This window comes from Bdellovibrio sp. SKB1291214 (assembly GCF_002209355.2).
Classification (GTDB): Bacteria; Bdellovibrionota; Bdellovibrionia; order Bdellovibrionales; family Bdellovibrionaceae; genus Bdellovibrio.
Genome location: NZ_CP106855.1, coordinates 1,547,438 through 1,570,107 on the forward strand (window position 1 = coordinate 1,547,438; position 22,670 = coordinate 1,570,107).

Here is a 22,670-nt window from a genome sequence, read left to right on the forward strand (position 1 = left end):
TACTTTATGGCTCTCTCCGCCATTTTTATCGCCAAAACCTGCCTCGTGCAGGTTTTTGCGTTTTTGGGCTAAATTATGAATTCTGCACGGCTAACGCTAAGAAGATTCAATCTCAATGACTTCCATAATATGCGGGAGCTTGAGGCCGACCCGGAAGTCATTCGTTATTCTCCGCATCGATATCCTTTAAGCGATGAAAAAATCAAAGAGCGTCTTCAGCTTGTTATAGAGAATGAAAAGTCTCGTGAACCATTAGGAATTTGGGCTGCAGAGATAACAGATACCAAAGATTTTGTAGGTTGGTTTATGCTGCTGCAACGAGATCAACCTTACATTGAGTTAGGTTTTATGATTGTTCGTCGCCAGTGGGGTAAAGGCTTTACCACTGAGGCCGTTAAAAGACTTACCGAATACGCTTTAGATGAATTAAAACTGCCAGGTTTAAGTGCTATCACTGATGAAGATAATCACGCTTCCGCTAATGTTTTAGTTAAATCAGGCTTTAAATTGATTCGCCAATACACAGACTTCGACAAAGTATGGGGCAAAGAAATCAAAATTAATCAGTATGAGCTTAAACGTTAGTCGTTGCACATCCAAAGGTCCGATCAGAACCTCGTATTTACTCGCATTAATAAACCAAACTGAGATTATTTGTAGGCCATTTGCAGTGTCTCAATAAGAGAATTTGCGAATGAAGCGATTCAATTACAGATTGTTAAAGTAGTTTTACTTGAAGCCGATAGATAATATGGGAAACAGGTAGCTTCATGAATTCCCTCACCATAAACACCAAGAAACCTTGAGCGGAACTCAATACATGAAGACGAGAAAAACCATCCTCATTGTAGATAATAACTCAGGACTCGAGAATCTAGTTCGAGAACCCCTGGGTGAGCAATTCCGCAATTCTGATATTTCTCCAGTTGTTGTTCGAGCTAAAGATGGAGCCGAAGCTGCCATTAAAACTGAGAATCAAAAGTTCGACGTCGTTCTTATTGATACCGAAGTTCCACGCCTGATGGATGGTGGCTTCGTTTACGGTCTTCATACTTACAAAAATACTCAGGACGCGAACTTGATCGTGGTCACTCAACGTGAAAGTCATGATTTGCCTGATACTCTTCGTTCATCAGTGTTATTGAAAAAACCAGTCACCACCGAGGACCTGATTAAGGCGATGATGAAATGCCTTAATCAAAGTGAAGCGAGTGGTGCATCTGCTCCACCCTCTGCCGCGAAATATGCGGTTGATGTCCGAGTCATCAATGCAATTATCAAGGCGACTTTAAACGTATTTGCTCAATTTGGTGTTCAGAACATCAGTATGGGGAAAGCTGAAGCGAAATCTCCTCACGATGCTTTGTTGGGAGAGATCTCTTCCGTTGTAGAAATTAAATCGCAATCTTATCAAGGGTATCTGGCGATCTCTTTTGATAAAGCTTGTTACTTAGAAGTTGTTTCAACGATGTTGATGGAAGAACAGACCGAATTGAATTCTGAAAATCAGGATGCCGTCGGGGAGATCAACAATATCATTTTTGGTAATGCTAAATCGGAAATCACAAATTTTGGTGTGCAATTAACGGTGCCAAAAGTTTTGATGGGTGCAGGCAGCGTGATTGCTTGTGCTGCCGGCTCTGCTGGTATGTCCATTCCTTTTTCAACAACCAAAGGTCGTTTTTATCTGAAGGTTATCGCTGTTCCAGTTGCGAAATAATTTTATCGAAGAAGTTCGACGACCTTTGCTCTTAAGGTTACACGCAAAGCAAACATCGCTCTTACGATCGCTTCGACACTGATAAAGATAAATAACCAAAACCAGTCAAATGCGCGTGGATGTTGAGCCCAGAAATCCATTAAGTGAATTCCCATGGGGATAAACGCCAGGTGCATAAAATAAGAAACACCTAGGTGCTTGTTCCAAGCCATATTTGAAAACTGCTTGATCCCTTGGATTCTTTCAAGCGCTCCATTCACCATGGGTGTCAGACTTAAACGCATGAAAAACATAAACACGATGAAGTGCTTCCAAAACATTAATGGCTTTTGTTTAAATACGTAAGCTTCAAAACCTGGTCCCGCTGGAAAAGGACCATAATCGGGAGTGATCAGTAGGAATAAAATAATTAAAACAAACCAAACGGGCCACTCCCACTTTTTGATATCTTGTAAAAGATTTGGAAAATGCTGCGGCCATAATACGGCAGCAGAGTGAAACAAGATTGGCAAAGCCAACCACGGCATCAAATTCCAACCCGTAAACTGAATCGCCTCAGGAATATTCAGAATCGCACTGTACTGCTCATAAGGAATCGACAAGATCAAAACACTCACTGCAGCCAAAGGCCATCGAATAACAGGCTTTCTAGGAATCAACAACACAGTGATATATGAAAGCACTAAATAAGAATAAACATCCCAGTCCCATGACGTCGGATCCATCGGAGTGTCTGAAGTAGAGATCTGCAAGGCAGCGAGGCCGGCAATTAAAACAAAAAATCTCATTTTATGTTGAGACTTTTCTTTTAACCCGATCAAAAAAAAGCTCAACGCCACTATGAAAAGACCGCCGTATTTAAAGATGTCTCCGACCCAACCAGTCAGGTTGTGATAATTCGATATTTCTGGAGGCAAGGAAATCACATCTTGAAAAAAAGAATATTGCCAGACGTGAAAATACAGAATCGCCATCACTGTGGCGATTCTGAGGATATCAAAACCATAAATTCTAGATAAGGGCCTTAGAGTCATATTAATTCTCGATTGCATCAAACAACGTGCGATCCATTGTACAGAACGGCAAATTCTTATCACCAGCTCCCATATCTTCATAGTATCTTTGAACGTTGCGAGGCGCATCTAACCATGGATGTTCCGGAACATATTCAGGAACCTTACATTCGGCATAACACCACTTAGGACAGCTTGCATTGCCATTTTTTGAATTTGAACTGTTCGCGCAAGTATCCCAGTAAATCTTCGTATAGTTACAAGCAAAATTTATGGTATTTAAATCAGTCGCATCTGTCGTTCCGGTAGAGCATCCAGGTCCTGAACTACTGAATTGAGCTCCGAATATTGCCTTGGTGTTCGACGTAGGACAGCTTCCCCCAACCACATTTGGATTGGTTGAAATGCCACCGGTAGCATTAGTCACACTACACTGCTCATTATAATCCGTCCATTTCCACAGTTTCAGGTTCGTTGGATTCTGAGGTCCTTTATTAAACTGAACTTCAAGACAAGCGTCACTGCCTTGTTTAATTCCCGGCGCAGTCGAAGTAAACGCGATCTTTTTACCGACCTTCACTGGATAGCAACCCATTAGCGGATACAAAGTATTGTCTCCAGGAATCTCGCTACTTTCTTTAATCGCTTGGAATTTTCCAGCTACACATCTAACGGCCGCGTAACAGAATTGATTCGATCTAGTATCAAATGCGGAGTATAAGAGCTCATCACCAGGGGTGACCTTGGCATTCTGATCCATATTTATATCATAAGGTTTAGCACTGCCTTTTGGATTGAGCGTTTTGTATCCAAACTGCGGGATGATATTACCAATCTTACTATAAGGTGTATTATCAACATAGAAAGTAGTGCTCGGTATGCAGGAGTTCTTTTCAAGCTGCGAGACATCTAGTGAATCATCCAACACATCGGACCATCCTGGATTTGGTGGTCTGATGATGTTACACTTGCTTCCGCACTTACAACCATTGTTACTGTCATTGCATGACCGATACTTACCGCCCGAGGTGTCAGGAGCATAGTTTTTACCACCACCACTGGCACAACCCAAACCGCCGTTATAACAAATCATACCAACAGTAGCACCAGCAATAACCGCTGCACTAATCAATAGTGTTGCAGCAAATGCAGCGCCAGCAGAAACGATAACCAGAACTGCAAACAGCACCCAGCTGAACAAGCCCCCGAATAGACCCTTACCACCTTTACAAGGTTTGCAGTTACACGTGTAACAAGGAGGAGGTTTGAAATAAACATGCGGATTGATTTCCTTTATAGGCGGACGAAGATCCCCCCCAATACCCGCAGTCTGTGTCGATTTATCAATGATTTTATCCTGCGCCGGAACGTAACTTAAATTTCCCGCCAGATCTAGAGAGGCAACACCAAATTTAATCTCGCAACCCCACATGCGCGATTTATTTTTATCGCCGTTAATACCTTTATAAAGATATTTGTATTCAGTGTATGGCTGCTTAGCGCCAAGACCGGGAAATTTAAAATTTGTCGCAGTGTCTTGAATAACGGTAACTGTGTCAGGGCGAGAGTTACAGAACTGCATCTGCTCGCAAGGAACCCATCCGGTATAACGTGGGTCCCACGATTTATCAAAACTGGTTTCAGCACCACCGTTATACGAACCGGGACACCAGTTCGTCGGCGATTTTTTAAACCACTGATAGGATGTGTCCATACACATTGGTATCACGCCACCATCTTTTTGCAGATTGTACACGCGAAACGTGATCACTAGATCCATTGAATTTGTAGCTACTTGGGAGCACAGCGGTCTGTCGCGATTTTCTGGCCATTTTGGATTACTGCTATTATACGGCTGCAGATTCGTAAGAATTGTTTCAAACGGATGGCCAAGGCAGCTGTTTTTCCCCGAAGCAGGAGGGAAACATTCTGTGCCGGCTTTCATTCCGTTCACCATGCTAGGATTATCGACGATAACTCCGGGGTTGGCTGCAGACGTTTTCACATAGTTCACGTCATAGAAATAGTCGACGACATTTTGCTTATCTTCAGGAAGGGAATAATCTTTAGTACCTTCACAAGTTTCTGTCTGACCTTTGTCATTCGTATAGCTCGCCTTTAAAGTAACGCGGAAACCATCCTTATCGTCCATCCAGCTAGGAAATATCCCGATGATCTGTCTTGTCGTTGGCGAGTAACCAAATTGCGGTTCATACGTGACATTCGACCGTCCACCGTTACGAGGTCTTGGCCAGAATCTTCCGCAAGCCGTACTCTGATTTCCTGATGCAAGATCATAGCGATTGATTTTCATTGCTAGGTTCAGATCTTTGAGTCCGCCCGGAAGCAGTTTAGAGACGGCTTGTTTATCCAAATCTGATAACAACGAAGCAGTTCCAAATTTATTGCAGTAAACTGCTCCATCTTGCAAATTGAATTTCGTCGCTAAATATTCCATCGACCCCTTGATCAAAAGAGGCGTGTAAAGTGTAACTCCGTCAGCTGCGATGTTGACGTTCTTGGTGGAGTTACCGTCTGGAACCTTGACAACTTTTCCACCATTGACAGAGTACAGTTCGCTTTTAATGGGGAAATCAAAGGTCTTAATTCTTTCACCACGAAAAGCGGCATCAAAGTCTTTATAGGCTTCAGTAATAGTATCGGCCTCAGGGGGTAGAAATACACGTGACCCCATAGCAGCAGAGCCCGCCAAACCCTTACCGTTATTGGTGTAAACCAATTTATTAAATTTTGGTTGATAACTATCTAAACTAGAACCTAATGAGTTGATTCGAGAAAACGCAGTATCCAAAACTGCTTGGCAGCTCGCAGACGTCCTCATCTGCTTAATAGTTTTTCCTTGTTGGGTAAAGAAAGGCATTGCTAGAATAAAGACAGTGGCAAGAATCCCGATGGCAACCATCATTTCCAGAGCTGAAAAGCCTGAAACACATTTATGATTAATAGAGCTGTCTCTACGAAACATTTCAAATCCCCCACAGAAAGCCAATCTAGATGCTTTCATAATTCTAACAGTGAGGGAAATGGGCAACAAGGGTTTTCCCTCGTAGAACTGCTGCTTTCAGTCGTGATCGGGTCGGTTCTTATGTATGGTGTAGGTGCACTCATCAGCATGGCTTCGAATCAAAACGAGGCACTCAGCAATAGAATTCAATCTGAATCCGCTTTGAACGAAATCTCTTTTTATTTGAAATACTTTTCGTCACAGGGAATTAATGTCGAAGACAGAATCGACGAAAATCTAAATAGCACTAGCCTCACCGGTATAGCTGCAAACAGAGGATACGTTAGAACAAGCTATTCAGCTTTGAAAGATTTCTCTGCAACAGCATCTGCTGCTCCTATTGATACGGTTGCTATCTTTCTACGAGACACACTTTCCAGTCAATATTCAACTGTTCCAAGCATCGGTGATCGTTTTTTGCCTACGGGAATATACTTTCAAAGACCCACAGCTAAAACATTTGGTGTCTTATACATTGATCTCGGCCGCTCGTTGGCAGCGGGTAACGTCACCACATCTCCGTCACTTGATGATTTGTGGTATGGATCAATCGTTGATTTTCAGGTTGCCGAACCGGCTTACAGTAACTTTGAACAAAATAAGCCTTTAGAGCCCACCCTGTGGACTACTACCAGACGTCTTTCCGCCGTGACTTTCAAAATCACGGTTCGCGAGTACTTACCTCAGGAGAATAGCCGTAGGGACTATACATGGTGTCCCCCAAGTGCCATGACTCTTCCAGAGTGTGCGACGACAAGTCCGTACAAGGATGTCGAACGAATCGTGCGCGTGACCTTTAGAAACAATATTCTTGGGTTTTCTTCGACACAAATGGTGAAAACAACTGATCAACCAGTGGCCAGCCGTTATCAAAAGAAACAATTTTATTCTAGACCTTATGACTTAATTTATTTCTTAAAACCTAACTACCCTGTTGGGCAGCTAAAAAGAAATTAGGAGATAAATTATGGATCGCCGATTTATCAATTCAAACAAAGGTTTTGCTGGAGCAATGCTCGTCATTGCAGTAGCCGTTGTTGTTGGGGTAATCATTATTGGCGCAGTCACAAAAATGGGTACGCTTAATAAAACATATGATAAGTCGCGTGCATTTTTTGATTCTGAACTCGCCATTGAAACATTTGCTGTTTCTTTAAAAAACGCCTACGACAAAGCCAACTATCTTCAAGATACTCCTCCCCAGACAGGGGGCACTCCAGCCAATGATGATTATGGCTGTCCAGGAAAAATAGTGACTATAGGCTCTGGCTCTAAGCAAATTCGACTGTGCTGGGAATATGCTAAAGGGTTATGTTCAAAACGTTCTCTTAACGCCGGTGTGGATATTTGCATCGATGCAAGCAGTTTAAAAGTCAGCCAAATCAAAAATGATGAATGGATGGTCGCTGTCGAAACAACGACGAATAAAGAGGATCGGATACATAAATTCCAGGCGGCAACTTATGAACTTTTAAAAAAGCTATCCTTCCCGACGGCCGAAGCTGCCTTAGATTCCTTCATGCCTAGTATTCCTGCGGCAACCCCTATAAATACTTTTGCTATCAATACAGGATTTCCGAATAAGCCTGATGAGCTCACTTGTGAAACTGCCTCCTATCAGTGCTTGAAGGTTTCCTTTTGTGTGAAAAACGGCAGCACTTGCTCTAACGAAGAGCTAATTCGTCAGACTTATATATTTGCTGTTCCCGCAAAAACCACCCAAGGTTACTAAATGAAAGCCCCCGCTCGCTTTAACTTTGTTCTTGTGTTGATTTTTCTCACCGCATTTTGCAGTTATGCTTATGAGCTTGTTTTAGCCAATATTCTTTCTGTACTTTGGGGAAATGTTATTCTTCAATACACAGTCACCACCGGGATTTATATCGCGGCCATGGGCGCCGGTGCATATTCTAGCCCAACAAAAATCAATGCCAAGAAGTCATTTATTTGGATCGAAGTTTTGTTGGCGATTCTGGCAATTATTTCGCCTGTTCTATTTGTTTACGCAGACGTCTCTTTTAAATCTATTGCACCGCTGGTTTCGTATTCTCTAATCTCAGCTATTGGTTTTTTTTCAGGTATGGAGCTACCACTTCTTTTAAGAATTCTTGATGAAGAAAAAACTTCCACCACGGATAAAGACGAAAAAGCATTATTCGCCGATTATGCAGGAATGTTTTTAGCCGGTCTTTTATTCGCTTTTTTCTTAAACCGTCAATTCGGCTCTTTGCAGGTGAACTTATACCTAGCAATGGCAAATATCGCTTTAACTTTGATCTGTGGATTGACGTGGGGATATCGCGAGACATCTTTAAGGAAATTAGAATTTCCTGCGGTAGCAATACTTTTTATTCTTATCACTTGGTCTGTTATCACTCATTCACTAATTTACGAGGAGCAAATCACAAGATGGATCATCGTAAATTAAACTTCTTGTCGTTGGCGCTTTCCTTTTGTGGATTTGCTTACCAAAGCCTGATGGCAAAAACTTTTGCAGTTTTTATTCAAGAAGAAATCATTGGATTCTGTTTATCATCAGCTTTATTCATTTACGGTATTGGACTTGGAAGCAAGAAATCTTCCGATGCAAAAGATCCCTTGGTAGGGCTTTTAAAGATCGAATTGATATTGATGTTATTAGGTGCCGTAGCACCTATGATGGTTACTTATCTGTTTTTTATTCCCAGTCTAGAGCTTATCAACTTTGACGGAATTCAGCTTCCTCCGGGACCTTTGATGATGATCTTTGTTTTGATCACGGGGACAATTTCCATGTTGTTGGGATATTTGACCGGATTTGAAACGCCGCTATTATTCCGATTGCGGGAAGACAAAGAAAATCAAAAGCATCTAAATCACATTCTCGCATTTAGTTACTTCGGTGCACTGGTAGCATCCATTCTTGTTCCGCTAGTACTTATTCCAAAGCTTGAGATATATGGAACTGCTATTTTAATTGCCCTCCTTAGCGGATCGATCTGTGTCTACTTAACAACTCAGTCTCAACGATCAGCAACATACTTAAAACTAGTAGGGACGGGAATATTAATGGTGATGCTCTACGCATTCGTGCAAGAGCCATTGCAACAATTATCTTTGCGTATTCGTTACTACGGAAATTATCCAAAATCTGTAACAAACAAAAAGGATATCACAGAGTATTTTTCCGAAATAAAAAGGCAAATCAACGTCACCAGGCACTTAAGCACCTATCAAGCCATTGATATTGTGGATGGCCAAGACGAAGACGGTCCATTTTTCAGTCTTTGGTTAAACGGACAATTTCAATTCGACTCGCGCTATGAAAAGTCTTATCACGAGTCATTCTTGCGGGGCTCACTTCAGCTATCTGGACAAACACCAAAGAAAATTTTAATCTTAGGAGCGGGCGACGGGCTCTTATTGCGGGACATTTTAAAGACTCTACCATCTGATACCGAAATCACCATGGTTGAGCTTGACCCACTCATTCTAAAAATTGCTAAAGAAGATGCTAGATGGGCTTCCTTGAACGAAAGGTCCTTAGAAAATAGTCACGTGGAGCTTATCACTGATGATGCCTTTCATTTTCTTCGTCAAAGCAAAAGAACTTGGGATGCCATCTATCTGGATTTTCCTTATCCTTACAGCATCGAGCTTTCAAAATTATATAGCGTTGAATTCTATCGAATTATCAAGAATCGACTCAGTCCCGACGGATTTATCGTTTTTGATTTTCCGACAAATGAAAGCGCCGCCATTATCAATTCCACGCTTGCCGCAGTTCCATTCTCAAATGTCATTGCTTATGAAAAAGCAGAAAGCTTTGTGTATGCTTCGGATAAGAAAGCAAAATCATTCAAGGATGATTATAAAATTATCCAACTTCCGCCGGTTGATAAGCAGCTTGTAAATTCCTTGTTTAAGCCACAGCTACCAAGGATGTGGGAATGAAAAATCAAAGGTTCTATGCCCTTGATCTGCTGCGCACCTGCGCGATCATCGTGGTTTCGTTCTATCACATGTGGGAATCCTCATTTGGCGAAAATAAAATGATCTTTAAAGCGACCGAGTCTGTATTTGGTTTACTGACTCCTTTCTTTTTGGACTATTGGGGGTACTCAGGCTTAATACTTGCGCTGGTATCATTTTTCCTCATTGGATATTCAGCTACGAAATTCAACTGGCGTAGGTACCTTTTAGTTTTTATTGGTCTTGTTGGAATGATAATTCATGACCAAGCAGGTTTTGATGTGCAGACATGGAACTGGAATCTATACGCTTATCTGTTATTCAGTTTACTATTTGTTCAGATACTGCCGAAGAATCGCAATATCTTGTTTTCCGTATCACTGATCTGCCTCGTCAGTCTTTTGATTCCTATTGAGCAGTATCAAACTCTGAAACCGCATTTATCTTCGTCCCTCGCTCAGATTATGATAGGTGATCTGGATATCGATACCACCATCGGGTGGGGCTTATTGCCTTGGTTGGCAATTCCAACTTTAGGGTTTTGCATAGGCAGACTTCTAAGATCTATGCCGCAGGACTCGTGGGTATTTAAAGGCTTTAAATTTGAAATCCCTGCGCTGTTGACGTTGGCCACGATGTTGATCGTGGCATTTCCATTTAATCCCGACATTTCTATTTCAACAACGGGGTTCTATTACTATGTGTTTTCCGGATCCCTATGGTTTTTCTGGAGCCGCTTTTTGGTCGTCTTCATATGGATTCGTCTTGCGTGCAAGAACTCCGTGAATGAGTACCTATCCAAATTTAAATGGGTGCGATGGATTTCTGACCTGGCGTGGAATAAGTACTTTGGACTTTGTTATTTTATTCAGCTGCTTATAGTACCGTTGGCGGCGGAGTGGTCCCAAACCTTCAGAACACAGCCTTTATTAATGGACATAACGTGGCTAGGTATTTTGATCGGGACCGAACTGATCGCTCGATCCCTGGTCGTTCAGGCTAAATTAGCGAGCAACAAATTGGCTCGCGGAATTTAAAAGGTCTGTTAAGCGCTTAAGGCTTTCTTTACGCATTTTTTCTGCCAGTCTCATTTCTAAAACTTGAGCAGGTGCATCGTCACCGACGACGGCTTTCAGTGCCGATCTCATCGTCGTATCGCGCTCTAGAACGAATTGTTCATTCAGCACCGAAGTCGTTTCACCTGAAACAAGTAAAATAGTCAAAGCTGGTTGGCCATTGGCAGAGATCGAGGACAATGCCTTGGTATATCCTGCAAGCTTTAGCTGCTCTTTTGCTTCAGAATTCCATTCATTAAGCTCAGCGGCAGAGTGATCCTGAGGCTCAAAGAAAACATTCATGGAAAGAAGCGGTTTTTTTTCATAGACAGTTGCAAAATCAAGCATTGCTTTACGAGCATCTGCACACGAGTTCGCATCATCAAGAACAGACTTTAATTGTCCAAGCTCTTTCGTCAATGCAGCCATTTGTGATCCGTTAAGTTCCGTTGCTGACATTGAATCAATCTCTTCCGAATCTTCCTTCATCATCGAAATCAATTCTGCGACAGAACCTTCACGCTCTAAACGTAAATACTCTGCTTTTAGAGGGTGGACCACGCGGACCAAATCCATTTCATTCGAAATACATTGTTTAACTTGGGATAAATTCAGACCTGCAAAAGACGATTGAGCCGCAAGAAGGAGGGTTACAGTCAGCATGCCAGGAAGTGAGAACTTGATCATATTTAGGTCCTTGGTTCGTAAACGTTTGAATTCACGAACGTATGTTCAAGAAGCAGACCTCACTCTAATGAAACCTATTCGATTGGACCCCGATGGGGGTGTTAAATCTATAGACATCAGGCCCTAACGGGCACTCAGCCCGTCGTCAGCATCCCGCTGGCTACCCCGGTTACCGTTTCCCTTAATAACAGCAAATTCTTTTCTTTAAGGGCAATTAGCTGCAAAACATTCAATGGGTGGATAAGAGGGGAGCGTAAAGAAATGCTTTTTCCCAACCAAGGCCGATACCACAATAAGTTCTTTTGCCCCGTGATTTCACGAATTGCTTTTTTACATTCGTTGAATTCACGCAAAAAATCTTGATGATATTTTTCTTGTTCTGACTGAGGAAGTTTTGAATTGGCCAGATACAGAGCGAAAATATTTAGGTCCATTTTCTCAAGAGTAAATCCCACGGCTTTTATATAAGTACTAAAAACGGGAGATTCGATCATCGCCTTTTTATAAATGCCTTTTTCGGAACTCGTTAAGGACCTCCAGAAACTTCCGACCCCCCACCATGTTGGAAACAACGTTCTGGTTTGAGTCCAACATAGAACCCAGGGGATAGCTCGCAGACTTTTTAACTGAACCGGGCCCTGACGTTTCGCAGGACGTGATCCCATTCGCAAATCTTTGAGATAAGAATAGGGAGTTGCAGCTTCAATCATCTCTAAAAACTCAGGTTGCTGCAAAGTCTCTTGATATTTTGCTTTAGTGGCATGAGCCATTCTTTTCAAAGCTTTATCCGTCAACGCAGAGGATTTTTTTCTGGCTCCTCGTTTTTGAAGATCTCGTGCGCTCATGAATCTTTCGAGTTGCCTTTCGAGAATCGCAGGTGAGGTAAAGCTTCGATAAATCATTTCTCCCTGTACCGTGACCTTAACAGCTTCTAATGCCGACAGTGGCCACCAATCCGTTTGCTCCTGAACCGAACCACCACCGCGCTCAATACTTCCGCCCGAGCCATGAAAGAAGATCGGAGTAATCCCATGACGACTTATCACCTTTTCAATTTCACCAATCGCAGTTTTAATTAAATATCTAGAGGCAAAGGATCCATTCTCTTTTGATGAATCAGAGTACCCAAGCATCACCTCTAATTTTTTAGACCACTTTTTTAAGACAACCGATTTACGAGATGGATTTTTTAGGAATTCGGTAATGATAGCTTTTCCATTCTCCAGAGAATGGGCACTTTCAAACAAAGGCACCACGGGCAGACGATAATCCCCTAAGTATCTTTTAGTTAAAGCCATTCCCGCTTCGATATCTTTTACTGATTCACAATTACTAAGTACAAAACCTCTGACGTAAAATTTCGGATCATGCTCGGGTGAAATTCTTGAAAGTGCTTTCATCATTCTAGATATATTCATCAACCTAGATGGATTATCCACAGCCTCATGCACAAGTGTGCTATCCTCCCGCAGCTCCAAGGGAACAACCAATCCTGGGAATGATTTTAGAAAAGTTTGAATTCTAATTAGATCCGGTGAATCCACCCCAAAACATTTTCTTTGCTCTGTTGCTAAGGCAGCAATCGCCTGCTTCAAAAAATGCAGTTTATTTGAATCGCGACTTTGGATTTTGCTAAGAGAATGAAGGCTGTTATAAATTTTGGAGGTTTGCTTTTTTAGATTAAGCGCGCTTTTTTCATCAAAATGCTTGACGCGCATCAAAGGCTCTAAATCTTTTTGATACTCCTTAAAATTTTTCGCCAGCCAATTTACCAGAATACGCCGGGACATGTTCAAGCTTTGCAACATTGTCTTATCATCAACACCAGGATGTCCGTCCTTGTCTCCACCGACCCATGTTCTGATGTAGTATGGATGCTTTTTCAGTCTTTGTTTGATGAAAAGCTCGATGATGTCATCTTGTAACGAAAGATTATAGATATATTCTGCCTCATCCATAACTGAGGGCTTACGCTGTTTGGACATCGGGATATTCCAAGCCCACTTTAACAATATATTCAACTCTGCTTCATCAAGGTCCGATTCTTTTTCCAATCGGCGAATCAGCAAGTTTTGAATTTTTTTAAAATAATATAGGACATCGGGATTACGGGATTCTGTCGGGTGCGCTGTTAGAACTTGAATAATTCGACCGTAGGTATGGGTGGCAGATTCAATGTCACGGTCTTCAATTTTCAATCTATAAGTTCGATAGGCCGCCTCGCAGGAATTAATAATTTCAAGCATGAGCGCAAAGGCATGGGCAATTTGATACTGTTCTTTTTCAGATAAATTCGCGAGTTCGGCTTGAAGACTTTTAAGTCCCTCTATTTTTTGGCCCGCAGGTGATTTGATATAACGGCGAATTTTTTCGATACGCTTGAATCCCGATTTACCGGTTTCAAACTCAATCACCTTCCCCAATTCCGTTACTGACCAATCAACAAGTTTCGTAAGTTCCTGGGGAAGATTCTTTGTCATATGCCCTCTTAGTAGAGCTTGCTCAACTCCATGCCGTACTTGCCTGGAGCGAACTCACTCAGACGTTTTTTCCACAAGTCTTGATAGAACCTGTCCTTACAAGCGTAGCTCGCATAAGGGAAGATCGCAATACCTCCGCGTGGAGTAAACTCACCCACAACTTCGATATACTTAGGTTTCATTAGTTTTACTAAGTCGTCGCAAATTGTCTGAATACAATCTTCATGAAAATCTCCGTGATTACGGAAACTGAACAAATATAATTTCAAAGATTTTGATTCGACCATTTTTTTATCAGCGATGTAGTTGATAAATACTTTAGCAAAATCTGGCTGACCTGTTTTTGGACAAAGTGAAGTGAACTCTGTGCAGATAAAAGTCGTCCAAGCAATTTTACCCGGATTCTTATTATCAAAAGCTTCCAATACTTCAGGAGAATATGTTTGAGAATAAGTTGTTTGTGCTTCGCCTAGGGCGAAATTTTTCAGTTCTTTTGCGTCTCTGCCAGTCTTTTTCATAGGGGGGTTTTCTATCCCCCTATGGGCCGAAATTCAATCTTTCTTGAAAAAACTCTAGTGGTGGGGTCTTATCCACACTCCTAACAGGGTTATCCACACACGAGGCGACTTAATCCACGTTCGGAACGCCTACATACTTAGCCAACCAGTAAGCATAAAGGTAATCCACACCGGCGTTCTCAGAACCGCGGCCGTGGCTATCCTTGTAACCAAAGGCCGTGTCCTTCCAAACGAAGTTAGAGGTAAATGCCTGATGTTCGAATACAGGGTAGTTATAAAGACCCTGATAGAAGTATTCATTAGACGGTTGGGGGCTCTTTAATGACTTCCAGAACAGACGTGGAATCGGAGAAATACACCAATCCGGTCTTTGTGAATGATCGATCGAAACATCTAAGTTAGGGCGAGGGTACGGAATCTCCCTAATACCCCAAGCGGCATTATTCAAAGCCGACATGAACTTGATTTCGCTGCTTTCTTTTCGGAAATTATCCCCACGTGTTCCTTGAGAATATGCAAAGCCAAAAGCTACCATCGTCAGTAAATGACGTTGAGCCGGACTGTATGTCACCCAAGAATCCATTAAACGTTCGCGCAGACGATCGCGAATTTTTGTTTCACCCAATCGCTGAGCAATCATAATATCGGTAATATCACCCACGAGGCCAAGGTTCACGCCACTCCAATCAGCACTTCCATGCCAATAGAATGTCGTATCCATACTATAGCTCGATGGTTTCCAACGAAGTTTCGTGTAAGCATTTTGATACTTATCTCTTAGTTTTTCATCTTTGTTGATAAGAGCTGCCAAACCCAAGCTTGGAGCCTGGTTTTGTGACTTCTCATCATAGATTCTTAATTTTAGCAGACGACGAGACTTGTCACGAAGGTGAGACCAAATCTCCTGATCATTTTCGGGAATCACCATGCTTGCCCACATCATCGAATGAGTCAGACCTTTAAACATGTCGTTGTTACCGCCTTCAAGCCACAACATGTTTGAATAAATACCTTTACCTTGATGCCACTTGTTTGGAATCGGCTCGCCCGGACGATATGGCATAAGCGTACGCGCAAACTCTGCTGGGTCCTCGGTGATATCCATCAAAATAAACATCGCTCTTAAAGATTTTCTAACATTCGCAAGGGCTTCCGGATCTTTGGTATTCATGTAGCGCATCGCCTGCGAGCCAATGTACATTCCTGTCCACAATGCAGAGTCACCATCATAACGATACGCGATCAATTTACCGTTCGCATCCACGTCAGCTTTAGAAACCATACCGATTTCATTAATGTGGTGAGTGACTGTATTCTTATCATAGCTCGCGGCTTTTTCTTTCAAAGTCGGAGAGTACGCGTTCCTTTTTACTGATGCCTCTGTGATGCTGATATTGTCTGTGATTTTATTGACGACCCTGATGATATCTTTATTTGCTTGATAAAAGTTGTAGTCCGTTGGGTCAAAAACGATGAACGGGCGCTCTTCTTTAAATTCTTTTCGATTCTTAAATGATTGAACGTAGGGATCTTTGCCGTAGCCGATATCTCTTTTGAAGATATTGATAACTTTTTGAACAGCCCAAGGAACATCCGGCCCACGAGCATCAACGTTTGTTCGCAGGTTTATCCACAACGGCTTTGCTTCTAAATTACGACGAGTCGTGATCCACTCTGTATAATTGGAAAATTTTTTATCCGAAAACTGAGAGGCAAGTCCCTTATCAGTCGCAATAAAGCGAGTTACAACGGTAATTGGATTTGTGAAATCAGATGAGTTTCTTTGATCCGTGCCAAGCTTCGTAATGAAATCCCCTTGGCGCAAATCATAACTCATCACCAACGTGTCACCAGCGGCGACGGCTTTTCCAGTCCAAACCTCTTGAACTTTCAGACCATCGTAAAAATAATTAATGTAAGTGACGATGCGTATAGCATCATAGGTGCCATCACTAGATTTTCTTAACTCAAGCTCGCCATTATAAGGCCCACGAGTAGAACTAGTTCCTTGTAAAAACCAAATCCCCTCCATAGCCCCCGAAGACTGAAGCGACGCAATGTCTCGCGGAATCTGTTTTTCTTGAGTAGCGCAAGAAGTGAAAAGCGTGAGCGACAAAAATAAAAAGAGGAATGAAAAGTACTTCATCCCTCTATTCTCTCCAATTCGCAAACTAGATTGGAGTCCTGATTCTTGCCTAGACTCGACTTATGGCTTAGGCGAAAGCCAGCTCATGGAAGCGTTACTAATTTTTACTGAGCCTAAAAGAGGCTCCGACTCAAGCCAACCATCACTATTAGCTTTTTGCCATGAGGCTCCATAGCTATTGATCACCTTAAGAACCGTTCTGCATTTAGAAGGATCTTTCTTTGAACAGATTTTTCTGTATCCTGCCACAACAACCGCGTGAGTTTTTGGAGGGTTTTTTGGATCCTTACTATCGCAATCAGCAACACATATATCTTCGAGAAGTACAGGCTGTTTTTTTTGCAACACTTTCTTTATTTCATCTAACAGTTGAGCCGACGTAACACCCGCCGGATCGGACGGAAAAGATTCAACGTCTGTCTTGCCATAACCAGTAAATGGAATAGCCGATTTACTACATTCTTCAGGATATAGAAGAGCATTCAGGGCGCCGGCATAAGTATCCCTTTGAAAGGCCTGAAGCACCCTCACAGAGTCGTTTTTCAGTTTAGGATCAACTTTTTGATCTTCTTCGATCTTTAAATTCTTACTTACCGTTTCCTTCGCTGACTCATAATACTTGGATGCACACTCGTCACATTTATCCGCAATGGCCTTACGATAATTGTCGTAGTCACTCTTCAAGCTTTCCCATAGAGCGGCCTGAGCCCCTTTTACTTCCGTGTTCGAAAGAACGGGATTTTTAGACAGTACTCTATCTAAAGAGGAACACTGTTCCGTTGGAAGTTTGATTACTCTTTGAGTCGCAACATTCAAAATGGTATTACCATTTGCTCTTAAGCTCTCAACATCCAATTTACTATAGTTCTTATCAATCTGCTTAAGCTTGCCGGCATCTGCGTCAGAACTGTAACGTGCTATTCCCAAAGAGGAGATTCTTTTGGATTCAGGAGCAGATTTACAATCTTCAATTTTGCCAAGTTTACACATTTCATAATTGATCACCGTCGCCGCAGCCGAGGCATAGCAAATACCCAGAGAGTCTTGACTTGTAACGGGCGGCGTGAATTTTTTCTCGATCTCTGCATTCTCCTTGGCCGATTTTAAATCCTCTAACTTAACTGGCACGGCCCATTCATGTAGCTTCATGGCAGTTTGGGCTTCGCTATAAAAAGGAGTCATTATTAGAAGGGTCAGAAACAAAGTTCTCATGCTTCAATCGTCTTAAATTTATTGATTCGTTGATACATACATCTCAAAATTCAAGACCAAAGTGGGGCCTATCCGTCTAAACTATCCCTAATTTTTCGCCGATTAAGCTAATTGATGCGAACCACGTATTCAATAGCTTTAATGGCTCTAATTCTAACTTATAGTATCTCGAGTGCAGCTGCCCTTGATGGCGTGATTTTGAATCCACGACACACTTCCGTTACTCAAAGAATTCTTAGCTATAAAAGTTACGATGATATCCGCATTGATAAAGATCTCGACGGATCAATCGACGAATGGTTTCTTAAAAAGGCCGATATTCAAATTCATTTAATATATAAAATGAAAGCTCTTCAGGCGCTAGAAATCACTAAGTTCATAGGAAACCGTGTTTTAATCAAGAAGTTTGAAAGCATAAACGGAAAGCTTCTTCTTACAAGTCGCGAGGATAGACCAATGCAGATTATGCATGGAACTCCCGACGAAGAAATCTGCGACGAAAAAGGGTTAAGCTCCTCTTTGCAAAGCAAGGTATCCTCTTTGAATCAGGATATCGCCGCTATCATCGCACGACCAGAGGTAAACTCAGCGCCCAAGAGCTGCAACATAAATAAGTATCCAGTTTTTGCTGAGAACCTGGGACTTATGGGAGATCTTCTCAGTTCTAACACGGGTAAAATAGCTAGCTGTCTTGAGAAAGTGAAGAAAGTTAATGATATTGACCTGAACCTAGTTTCAGCGAAATTCAAATTGACTGTCGAAAAAATTTCCAACGGGGATTCAAAAGATATCTACTCTTGTCAATTGACCGACCAAAACAATGTCGCTGGGGAAGCTACAGAGGACGGAAGGATTAAATTCCTTATTCCATCAGAAAAACAGGATCCAGTAATCGAACCGGAAGCCATGGTCTCTTTGTTCCTACACGAAATCCTTCACACATCGGGAATAAAGTCTGATCAAACAAACAATTTTATCCTAAAACTATGCCTAAGCGAGGACTGGGATAAGATGGGGGCAAATAATATTGCAGTCATAACAAATCAGGCAGTGCAAAAAAGTGTTGATGATTATGCTTCCCAAGAAAGTGCGAATACAAAGTCCACAAAATCTGGAAGGGCCATCAGCGCGTCAAAAAAAACAAAAAGAGAGATTGCGAGTGCCACCGAGAGTTTGGGTGCAGACGTCGATATGAAATCCGAAATAGCTAATGCCGAATCAGTTGTTCCGTCTGCTGAAAAGCTTACCGTCGCAAAAATCGACAAGTCCCCTGCTGGGAAAGAGCAAGCACTTCGCGATAGCGTACAAGAAAGTGCACCTGTATTTAGAATGGCCAACCAAGTAATGGGCGCTTCAAATACTCCGGCGTTGGCGGATACATCCTCAGGGTCGTCTTCCTCAGAAGTGGGCGGCAGCTCATCATCAAGAGGTCGTTATCAATCACGATACGGAAGGTATCAGTCAGACTCGTCATCGGGTGGCGGCGTTGGCAAAGACGAATTCATCGCCGAAGAAATTGATCTGACTAAAAATCAAAATGGTCGAAACGAAAGATCTGGTTCAAACACCCGATCCTTACAACGATCGTACCAAGTTGAAACACCATCTACCGCATCATCACAATCCGAAAATTCGAACTCCCGTGGACCGGCCTCTGTATCTAATGAAATTGGAGGAGCCGGCAGCAGACGAGGCGGCGCAGTTGATGGTGGTGGCAATGTAGCGGTCGGCGGATCCACAGGCTCCGCATCACTAAGTATGGATACAAGTTCTGTCGGTGGTGGTGGCGGAGGATCTGCTTCATCGAGAAATACTCAAAAGGGTCGTTCTGCAAACACGGCCAGCCGAGGTCCGGCATCCACGGGTAACAAGGGATCTCCCGCCGAACGCCGTGAATTGATGAGCTCGCTGGTGGATAGTGATTACACGCTAACTAGGCGTAAACTCAAGGATCCTGGCTTTCAAACGAAACTTTCTGACAATCAAATTACTGTCATTGATGTGAACGGAAACCGCTGGGGAGCAAGCCGAGGTGCCCTCATATATTTAGATGATGGCAGCCGCTTCATCCGTCAGCGCTAGACCATACCGTTCCCTCACATTTGTTCCAAAAAAAGAAATCTCGAGAAAACAAGCACTTAAGTTGTTTCCTTAATGACCCGATAAACAAATTGTAGTCGGTATCTTCAAGGAGAGAACTTTTGTTGTCTAAAGTGAAACGCAACAAATCAATGGTGCTTTTAATCGTCGCAAGCTTTTGGGTTTGCTACGTGGGCATCACTGCGACTCAATTTTATTTCAACGTTGCTGAGATGACCGAGCAAGTGATTGAAACAAAACACGCACAAATGACTTTTGTTGAGGACAGTCAAATCTCCGCTCTCGTCTCTGACAACTCTGATTTAGTAAAAGCAAATTTAGATAAAGCCCGCGAGCTGAATTTGATCCACTTCTATATCCTACAAAAAGGAAGTGATGTTGTTAGCTTTCACAACAACAATGGCGACGTTGAAAGCATTAACGCCGACTATAAAGTCTTTAATCAAATTCTAGCCACAAAGAATATCGCTTTCCGCACCATCAAGATCATGGATTATCGCCTGACCGTGGGAGTCTTCCAAAACAAAGCCCGCATCATCATGCAAACAGCATGGGACTACAAAGGTATGATCCTGCGTGACCTTGTTTCAGTGACGACGTTCCTGTCATTAATTGTATGGTTGTTCCTTAAAGACATCATTGATCTAACTAAAATTCTGTCTTCTAGAGACCGCGAAAAAATGGGCAAGATCCGCTCTCTTTCTAAAGAAGGCGCAACACTTCTCCACGCGGCGCAAACGTACGAGGCAACACAAAGAACTTTAGCCTACGAAAACAAAGTTTACACCGAGACTTTAACTCCCGCGATTATGCATGAACTTAAATCTGGCAGAAAAGCTCCGTACGCATTCCAAACTTCGATGGTACGTGTCGATCTGAATGGCTACACACAGATCTTCTTGGATAAAAAAGATGAATATGTAAGCGACATGATGAATCAGTACTTCATCCGCTCTCGCGAAATCATCGAACGCTATGATGGTCTTATTTACCAATACGTGGGGGATGAAATCGTATTCCACGTTAAAGAGTGCCAAGGCGTTAACTCTCAAGCAATGTCTCTGGCATGCTTGCGTGCCATTTTTGAAATCGCCCAAGACATCGAAGATCATTTGCCATCGGGTGCTGATCACTACTTTAAAGTAAAGGGCTCTTTCGTCATCGGTAAGATTCGTTTTGTGCCGCAAGATTCAGGCTATGGACTTTCAGGTTTACCATTGATCGAATCCGCACGTCTTTTGAGCCAAGTAGATGACAAAGCTAACAGCTCGATTACTTTCTATAGCGAAGCGACTCCGTCAGTAAGTGATCTTTGCACGATCGCCGAAACGAAAAGCACAATGCTTAAGGGTTTCTCAACTCCTGCGACATTGTGCAAAGTTACTGAGTTCTCTTCAATAGATCGTCTTTTGGGGCGCCATCAGCTTGAGAAGCTTACATACTATCGCAGTGACAGCGATTTAATCAGCATCTATCGCTTCCTTGAAAAAGCACTGCAAGAAAAAGACGAAATCAGTTTCTTCCGCGTTTTCTCTGTTCTTAAAACTTTTAAAATAAATCAAACTAGCCTACAACAAGTGGCGGGTTTTGAAAAGCTTGTGGAAACAGCTTACAAATTAAATAAGCAGAAAGACCTCTCTGACAAAGTCTTAGCGTCTGTTGTATCGCTTGCTTCGAATTTAGTTCCACATGCTTTCGTGGAAAGCTCTTTGTTGGCCATCTTAGAAAAATGTCTAGAACACAAAGACCCACGCACCCAAGCCAATACGATTATCGTATTGGGTGATCTTGCGAGAGACGTTAGCTTTCTTCGCCAGTATATCTACGCAAGCCATAATCGCGTATCCGCGGATGCTTTGCTAGTAACTGGCAGACAAAATTTTGATAATGAATTGGCTAAAAAACTGCATGAATTCTTGGAATCAAAAAATCCACTCTTCCGTGCAAGCGGCAGCTTTGTGGTAAAAAATCTGGCTGAGCACTATAAGTCTGCAGATCCCGTGTTCTATGAAACGAACACGGATCTTAAAAAACTTCTCAAGAAAGCTGCTTAGGCAGCTTTCTTTTTTAGTCTAGAAGAAATCATTGGCCAGATAACTGGGATCAACGAAACCCCAATCACACCAAAAATCACGATGTGGAAGTTTCTTTTTACGATCGGTAAATTTCCAAAGAAATGTCCTGCGAGAATAAAGATAAAGACCCAAAGGATCGCACCTATCACATTATAGGAAATGAACTTTTTATATTTCATACTTCCGATACCAGCCACGAACGGAGCAAAAGTTCTTACGATGGGCGCAAAGCGGGCCGCCACGATTGTGAAAGCTCCCCATTTTTCATAAAAATTTTGAGTGTCGATCAGGTACTGTTTCTTAAAAAAGCGACTGTCGATTTCAAAGACCTTCGGTCCTAGGTACTTCCCAATATGATAGTTAACCGTGTCTCCCAAAATCCCAGCAATCGTCAAAGAACTTAAAAGAATCCATAGGTTCAAGCCACCCTCAACCGTCGTGAGAGCACCTAAAGCAAATAGCAACGAATCACCTGGCAAGAAGGGCGTAACGACCAATCCCGTTTCACAGAAAATGACTAGGAACATGATCACATAGATCCACGGCCCGAAGTAAGCCATCCATTGAACAAGGTGCTGATCAAGATGCAAAATAATATCTATAAGATGTGCCATTGAGGTTTCCTTTATAAATTCCCAGCGAGCATAACAAACCCATTGACGGTCCCCAAAGAAAATCTATGCTTTTA

General features: G+C 42.4%; 17 protein-coding genes and 1 pseudogene. 10 read left to right on the forward strand and 8 right to left on the reverse strand.

Annotation, left to right across the window (positions count from 1 at the left end):
• Positions 1–75: 75 nt before the first annotated feature.
• Together B9G69_RS07730 and B9G69_RS07735 are read left to right on the forward strand one after the other, a co-directional pair.
• Positions 76–585 (forward strand): GNAT family N-acetyltransferase, encoded by a 510-nt coding sequence (locus tag B9G69_RS07730; protein ID WP_088616094.1) that lies wholly within the window; start codon positions 76–78, stop codon positions 583–585.
• Between the two features lie 235 nt (positions 586–820).
• On the forward strand, positions 821–1,720 hold the full coding sequence (locus B9G69_RS07735) for a chemotaxis protein CheX (RefSeq protein ID WP_088616093.1): 900 nt from the start codon (positions 821–823) through the stop codon (positions 1,718–1,720).
• A gap of 2 nt (positions 1,721–1,722) precedes the next feature.
• On the opposite strand, the gene B9G69_RS07740 is transcribed toward B9G69_RS07735, so the two are convergent.
• On the reverse strand, positions 1,723–2,772 hold the full coding sequence (locus B9G69_RS07740; protein ID WP_176400971.1) for a hypothetical protein: 1,050 nt from the start codon (positions 2,770–2,772) through the stop codon (positions 1,723–1,725).
• Positions 2,756–5,719: a type II secretion system protein gene (locus B9G69_RS07745; RefSeq protein ID WP_265438023.1), complete on the reverse strand. Its 2,964-nt coding sequence runs from the start codon at positions 5,717–5,719 to the stop codon at positions 2,756–2,758. The genes B9G69_RS07740 and B9G69_RS07745 overlap by 17 nt, the downstream gene beginning before the upstream one ends.
• Between B9G69_RS07745 and B9G69_RS18190 the strand changes: the two are divergent.
• The 6 genes and pseudogenes from B9G69_RS18190 to B9G69_RS07770 all read left to right on the forward strand — a co-directional run.
• Positions 5,690–5,818: pseudogene (locus tag B9G69_RS18190) on the forward strand (hypothetical protein); the annotation flags it as partial. The gene B9G69_RS07745 and the pseudogene B9G69_RS18190 sit on opposite strands and share 30 nt — an antisense overlap.
• A gap of 48 nt (positions 5,819–5,866) precedes the next feature.
• Entirely contained in the window at positions 5,867–6,715 is an 849-nt protein-coding gene (locus B9G69_RS07750) for a hypothetical protein (RefSeq protein WP_254916935.1), read from the forward strand.
• A gap of 10 nt (positions 6,716–6,725) precedes the next feature.
• Positions 6,726–7,490, forward strand: a complete 765-nt coding sequence (locus B9G69_RS07755; protein ID WP_088616089.1) for a hypothetical protein — start codon at positions 6,726–6,728, stop codon at positions 7,488–7,490.
• Positions 7,491–8,186 carry a hypothetical protein gene (locus B9G69_RS07760; protein WP_088616088.1) on the forward strand — a complete coding sequence of 232 codons (696 nt, stop codon included), beginning with the start codon at positions 7,491–7,493 and terminating at the stop codon, positions 8,184–8,186. It abuts the gene before it with no gap.
• A complete protein-coding gene (locus tag B9G69_RS07765; RefSeq protein WP_088616087.1) occupies positions 8,168–9,691 on the forward strand; it encodes a spermidine synthase in 1,524 nt (507 codons plus the stop codon). Before B9G69_RS07760 ends, B9G69_RS07765 begins: the two co-directional genes overlap by 19 nt.
• Entirely contained in the window at positions 9,688–10,746 is a 1,059-nt protein-coding gene (locus tag B9G69_RS07770; protein WP_088616086.1) for a hypothetical protein, read from the forward strand. The genes B9G69_RS07765 and B9G69_RS07770 overlap by 4 nt, the downstream gene beginning before the upstream one ends.
• Here the strand turns inward: B9G69_RS07770 and B9G69_RS07775 are convergent.
• The 5 genes from B9G69_RS07775 to B9G69_RS07795 all read right to left on the reverse strand — a co-directional run bounded on the left by B9G69_RS07775 (position 10,714) and on the right by B9G69_RS07795 (position 17,807).
• Entirely contained in the window at positions 10,714–11,451 is a 738-nt protein-coding gene (locus B9G69_RS07775) for a hypothetical protein (protein WP_088616085.1), read from the reverse strand. The genes B9G69_RS07770 and B9G69_RS07775 overlap by 33 nt on opposite strands.
• Positions 11,452–11,585: 134 nt before the next feature.
• The gene (locus tag B9G69_RS07780; RefSeq protein ID WP_088616084.1) at positions 11,586–13,931 is read right to left on the reverse strand and encodes a phosphoenolpyruvate carboxylase; all 2,346 of its coding nucleotides are present in this window, start codon (positions 13,929–13,931) and stop codon (positions 11,586–11,588) included.
• Positions 13,932–13,939: 8 nt separating this feature from the next.
• A complete protein-coding gene (queF, locus tag B9G69_RS07785) occupies positions 13,940–14,449 on the reverse strand; it encodes a preQ(1) synthase (RefSeq protein WP_088616083.1) in 510 nt (169 codons plus the stop codon).
• A gap of 109 nt (positions 14,450–14,558) precedes the next feature.
• Positions 14,559–16,595 carry a hypothetical protein gene (locus B9G69_RS07790; RefSeq protein WP_088616082.1) on the reverse strand — a complete coding sequence of 679 codons (2,037 nt, stop codon included), beginning with the start codon at positions 16,593–16,595 and terminating at the stop codon, positions 14,559–14,561.
• Positions 16,596–16,655: 60 nt separating this feature from the next.
• Positions 16,656–17,807 (reverse strand): hypothetical protein, encoded by a 1,152-nt coding sequence (locus B9G69_RS07795; RefSeq protein WP_141096942.1) that lies wholly within the window; start codon positions 17,805–17,807, stop codon positions 16,656–16,658.
• Between the two features lie 141 nt (positions 17,808–17,948).
• Between B9G69_RS07795 and B9G69_RS07800 the strand changes: the two genes are divergently transcribed.
• Both B9G69_RS07800 and B9G69_RS07805 read left to right on the forward strand, forming a co-directional pair.
• Complete coding sequence (locus tag B9G69_RS07800) at positions 17,949–19,889, forward strand: hypothetical protein (protein ID WP_088616080.1); 1,941 nt, start codon at positions 17,949–17,951, stop codon at positions 19,887–19,889.
• Between the two features lie 131 nt (positions 19,890–20,020).
• Positions 20,021–21,961 (forward strand): adenylate cyclase, encoded by a 1,941-nt coding sequence (locus tag B9G69_RS07805; RefSeq protein WP_254917088.1) that lies wholly within the window; start codon positions 20,021–20,023, stop codon positions 21,959–21,961.
• Here B9G69_RS07805 and B9G69_RS07810 read toward each other — a convergent pair.
• Entirely contained in the window at positions 21,958–22,596 is a 639-nt protein-coding gene (locus tag B9G69_RS07810; RefSeq protein WP_088616079.1) for a DedA family protein, read from the reverse strand. The two genes, B9G69_RS07805 and B9G69_RS07810, sit on opposite strands and share 4 nt — an antisense overlap.
• Between the last annotated feature and the right edge of the window lie 74 nt (positions 22,597–22,670).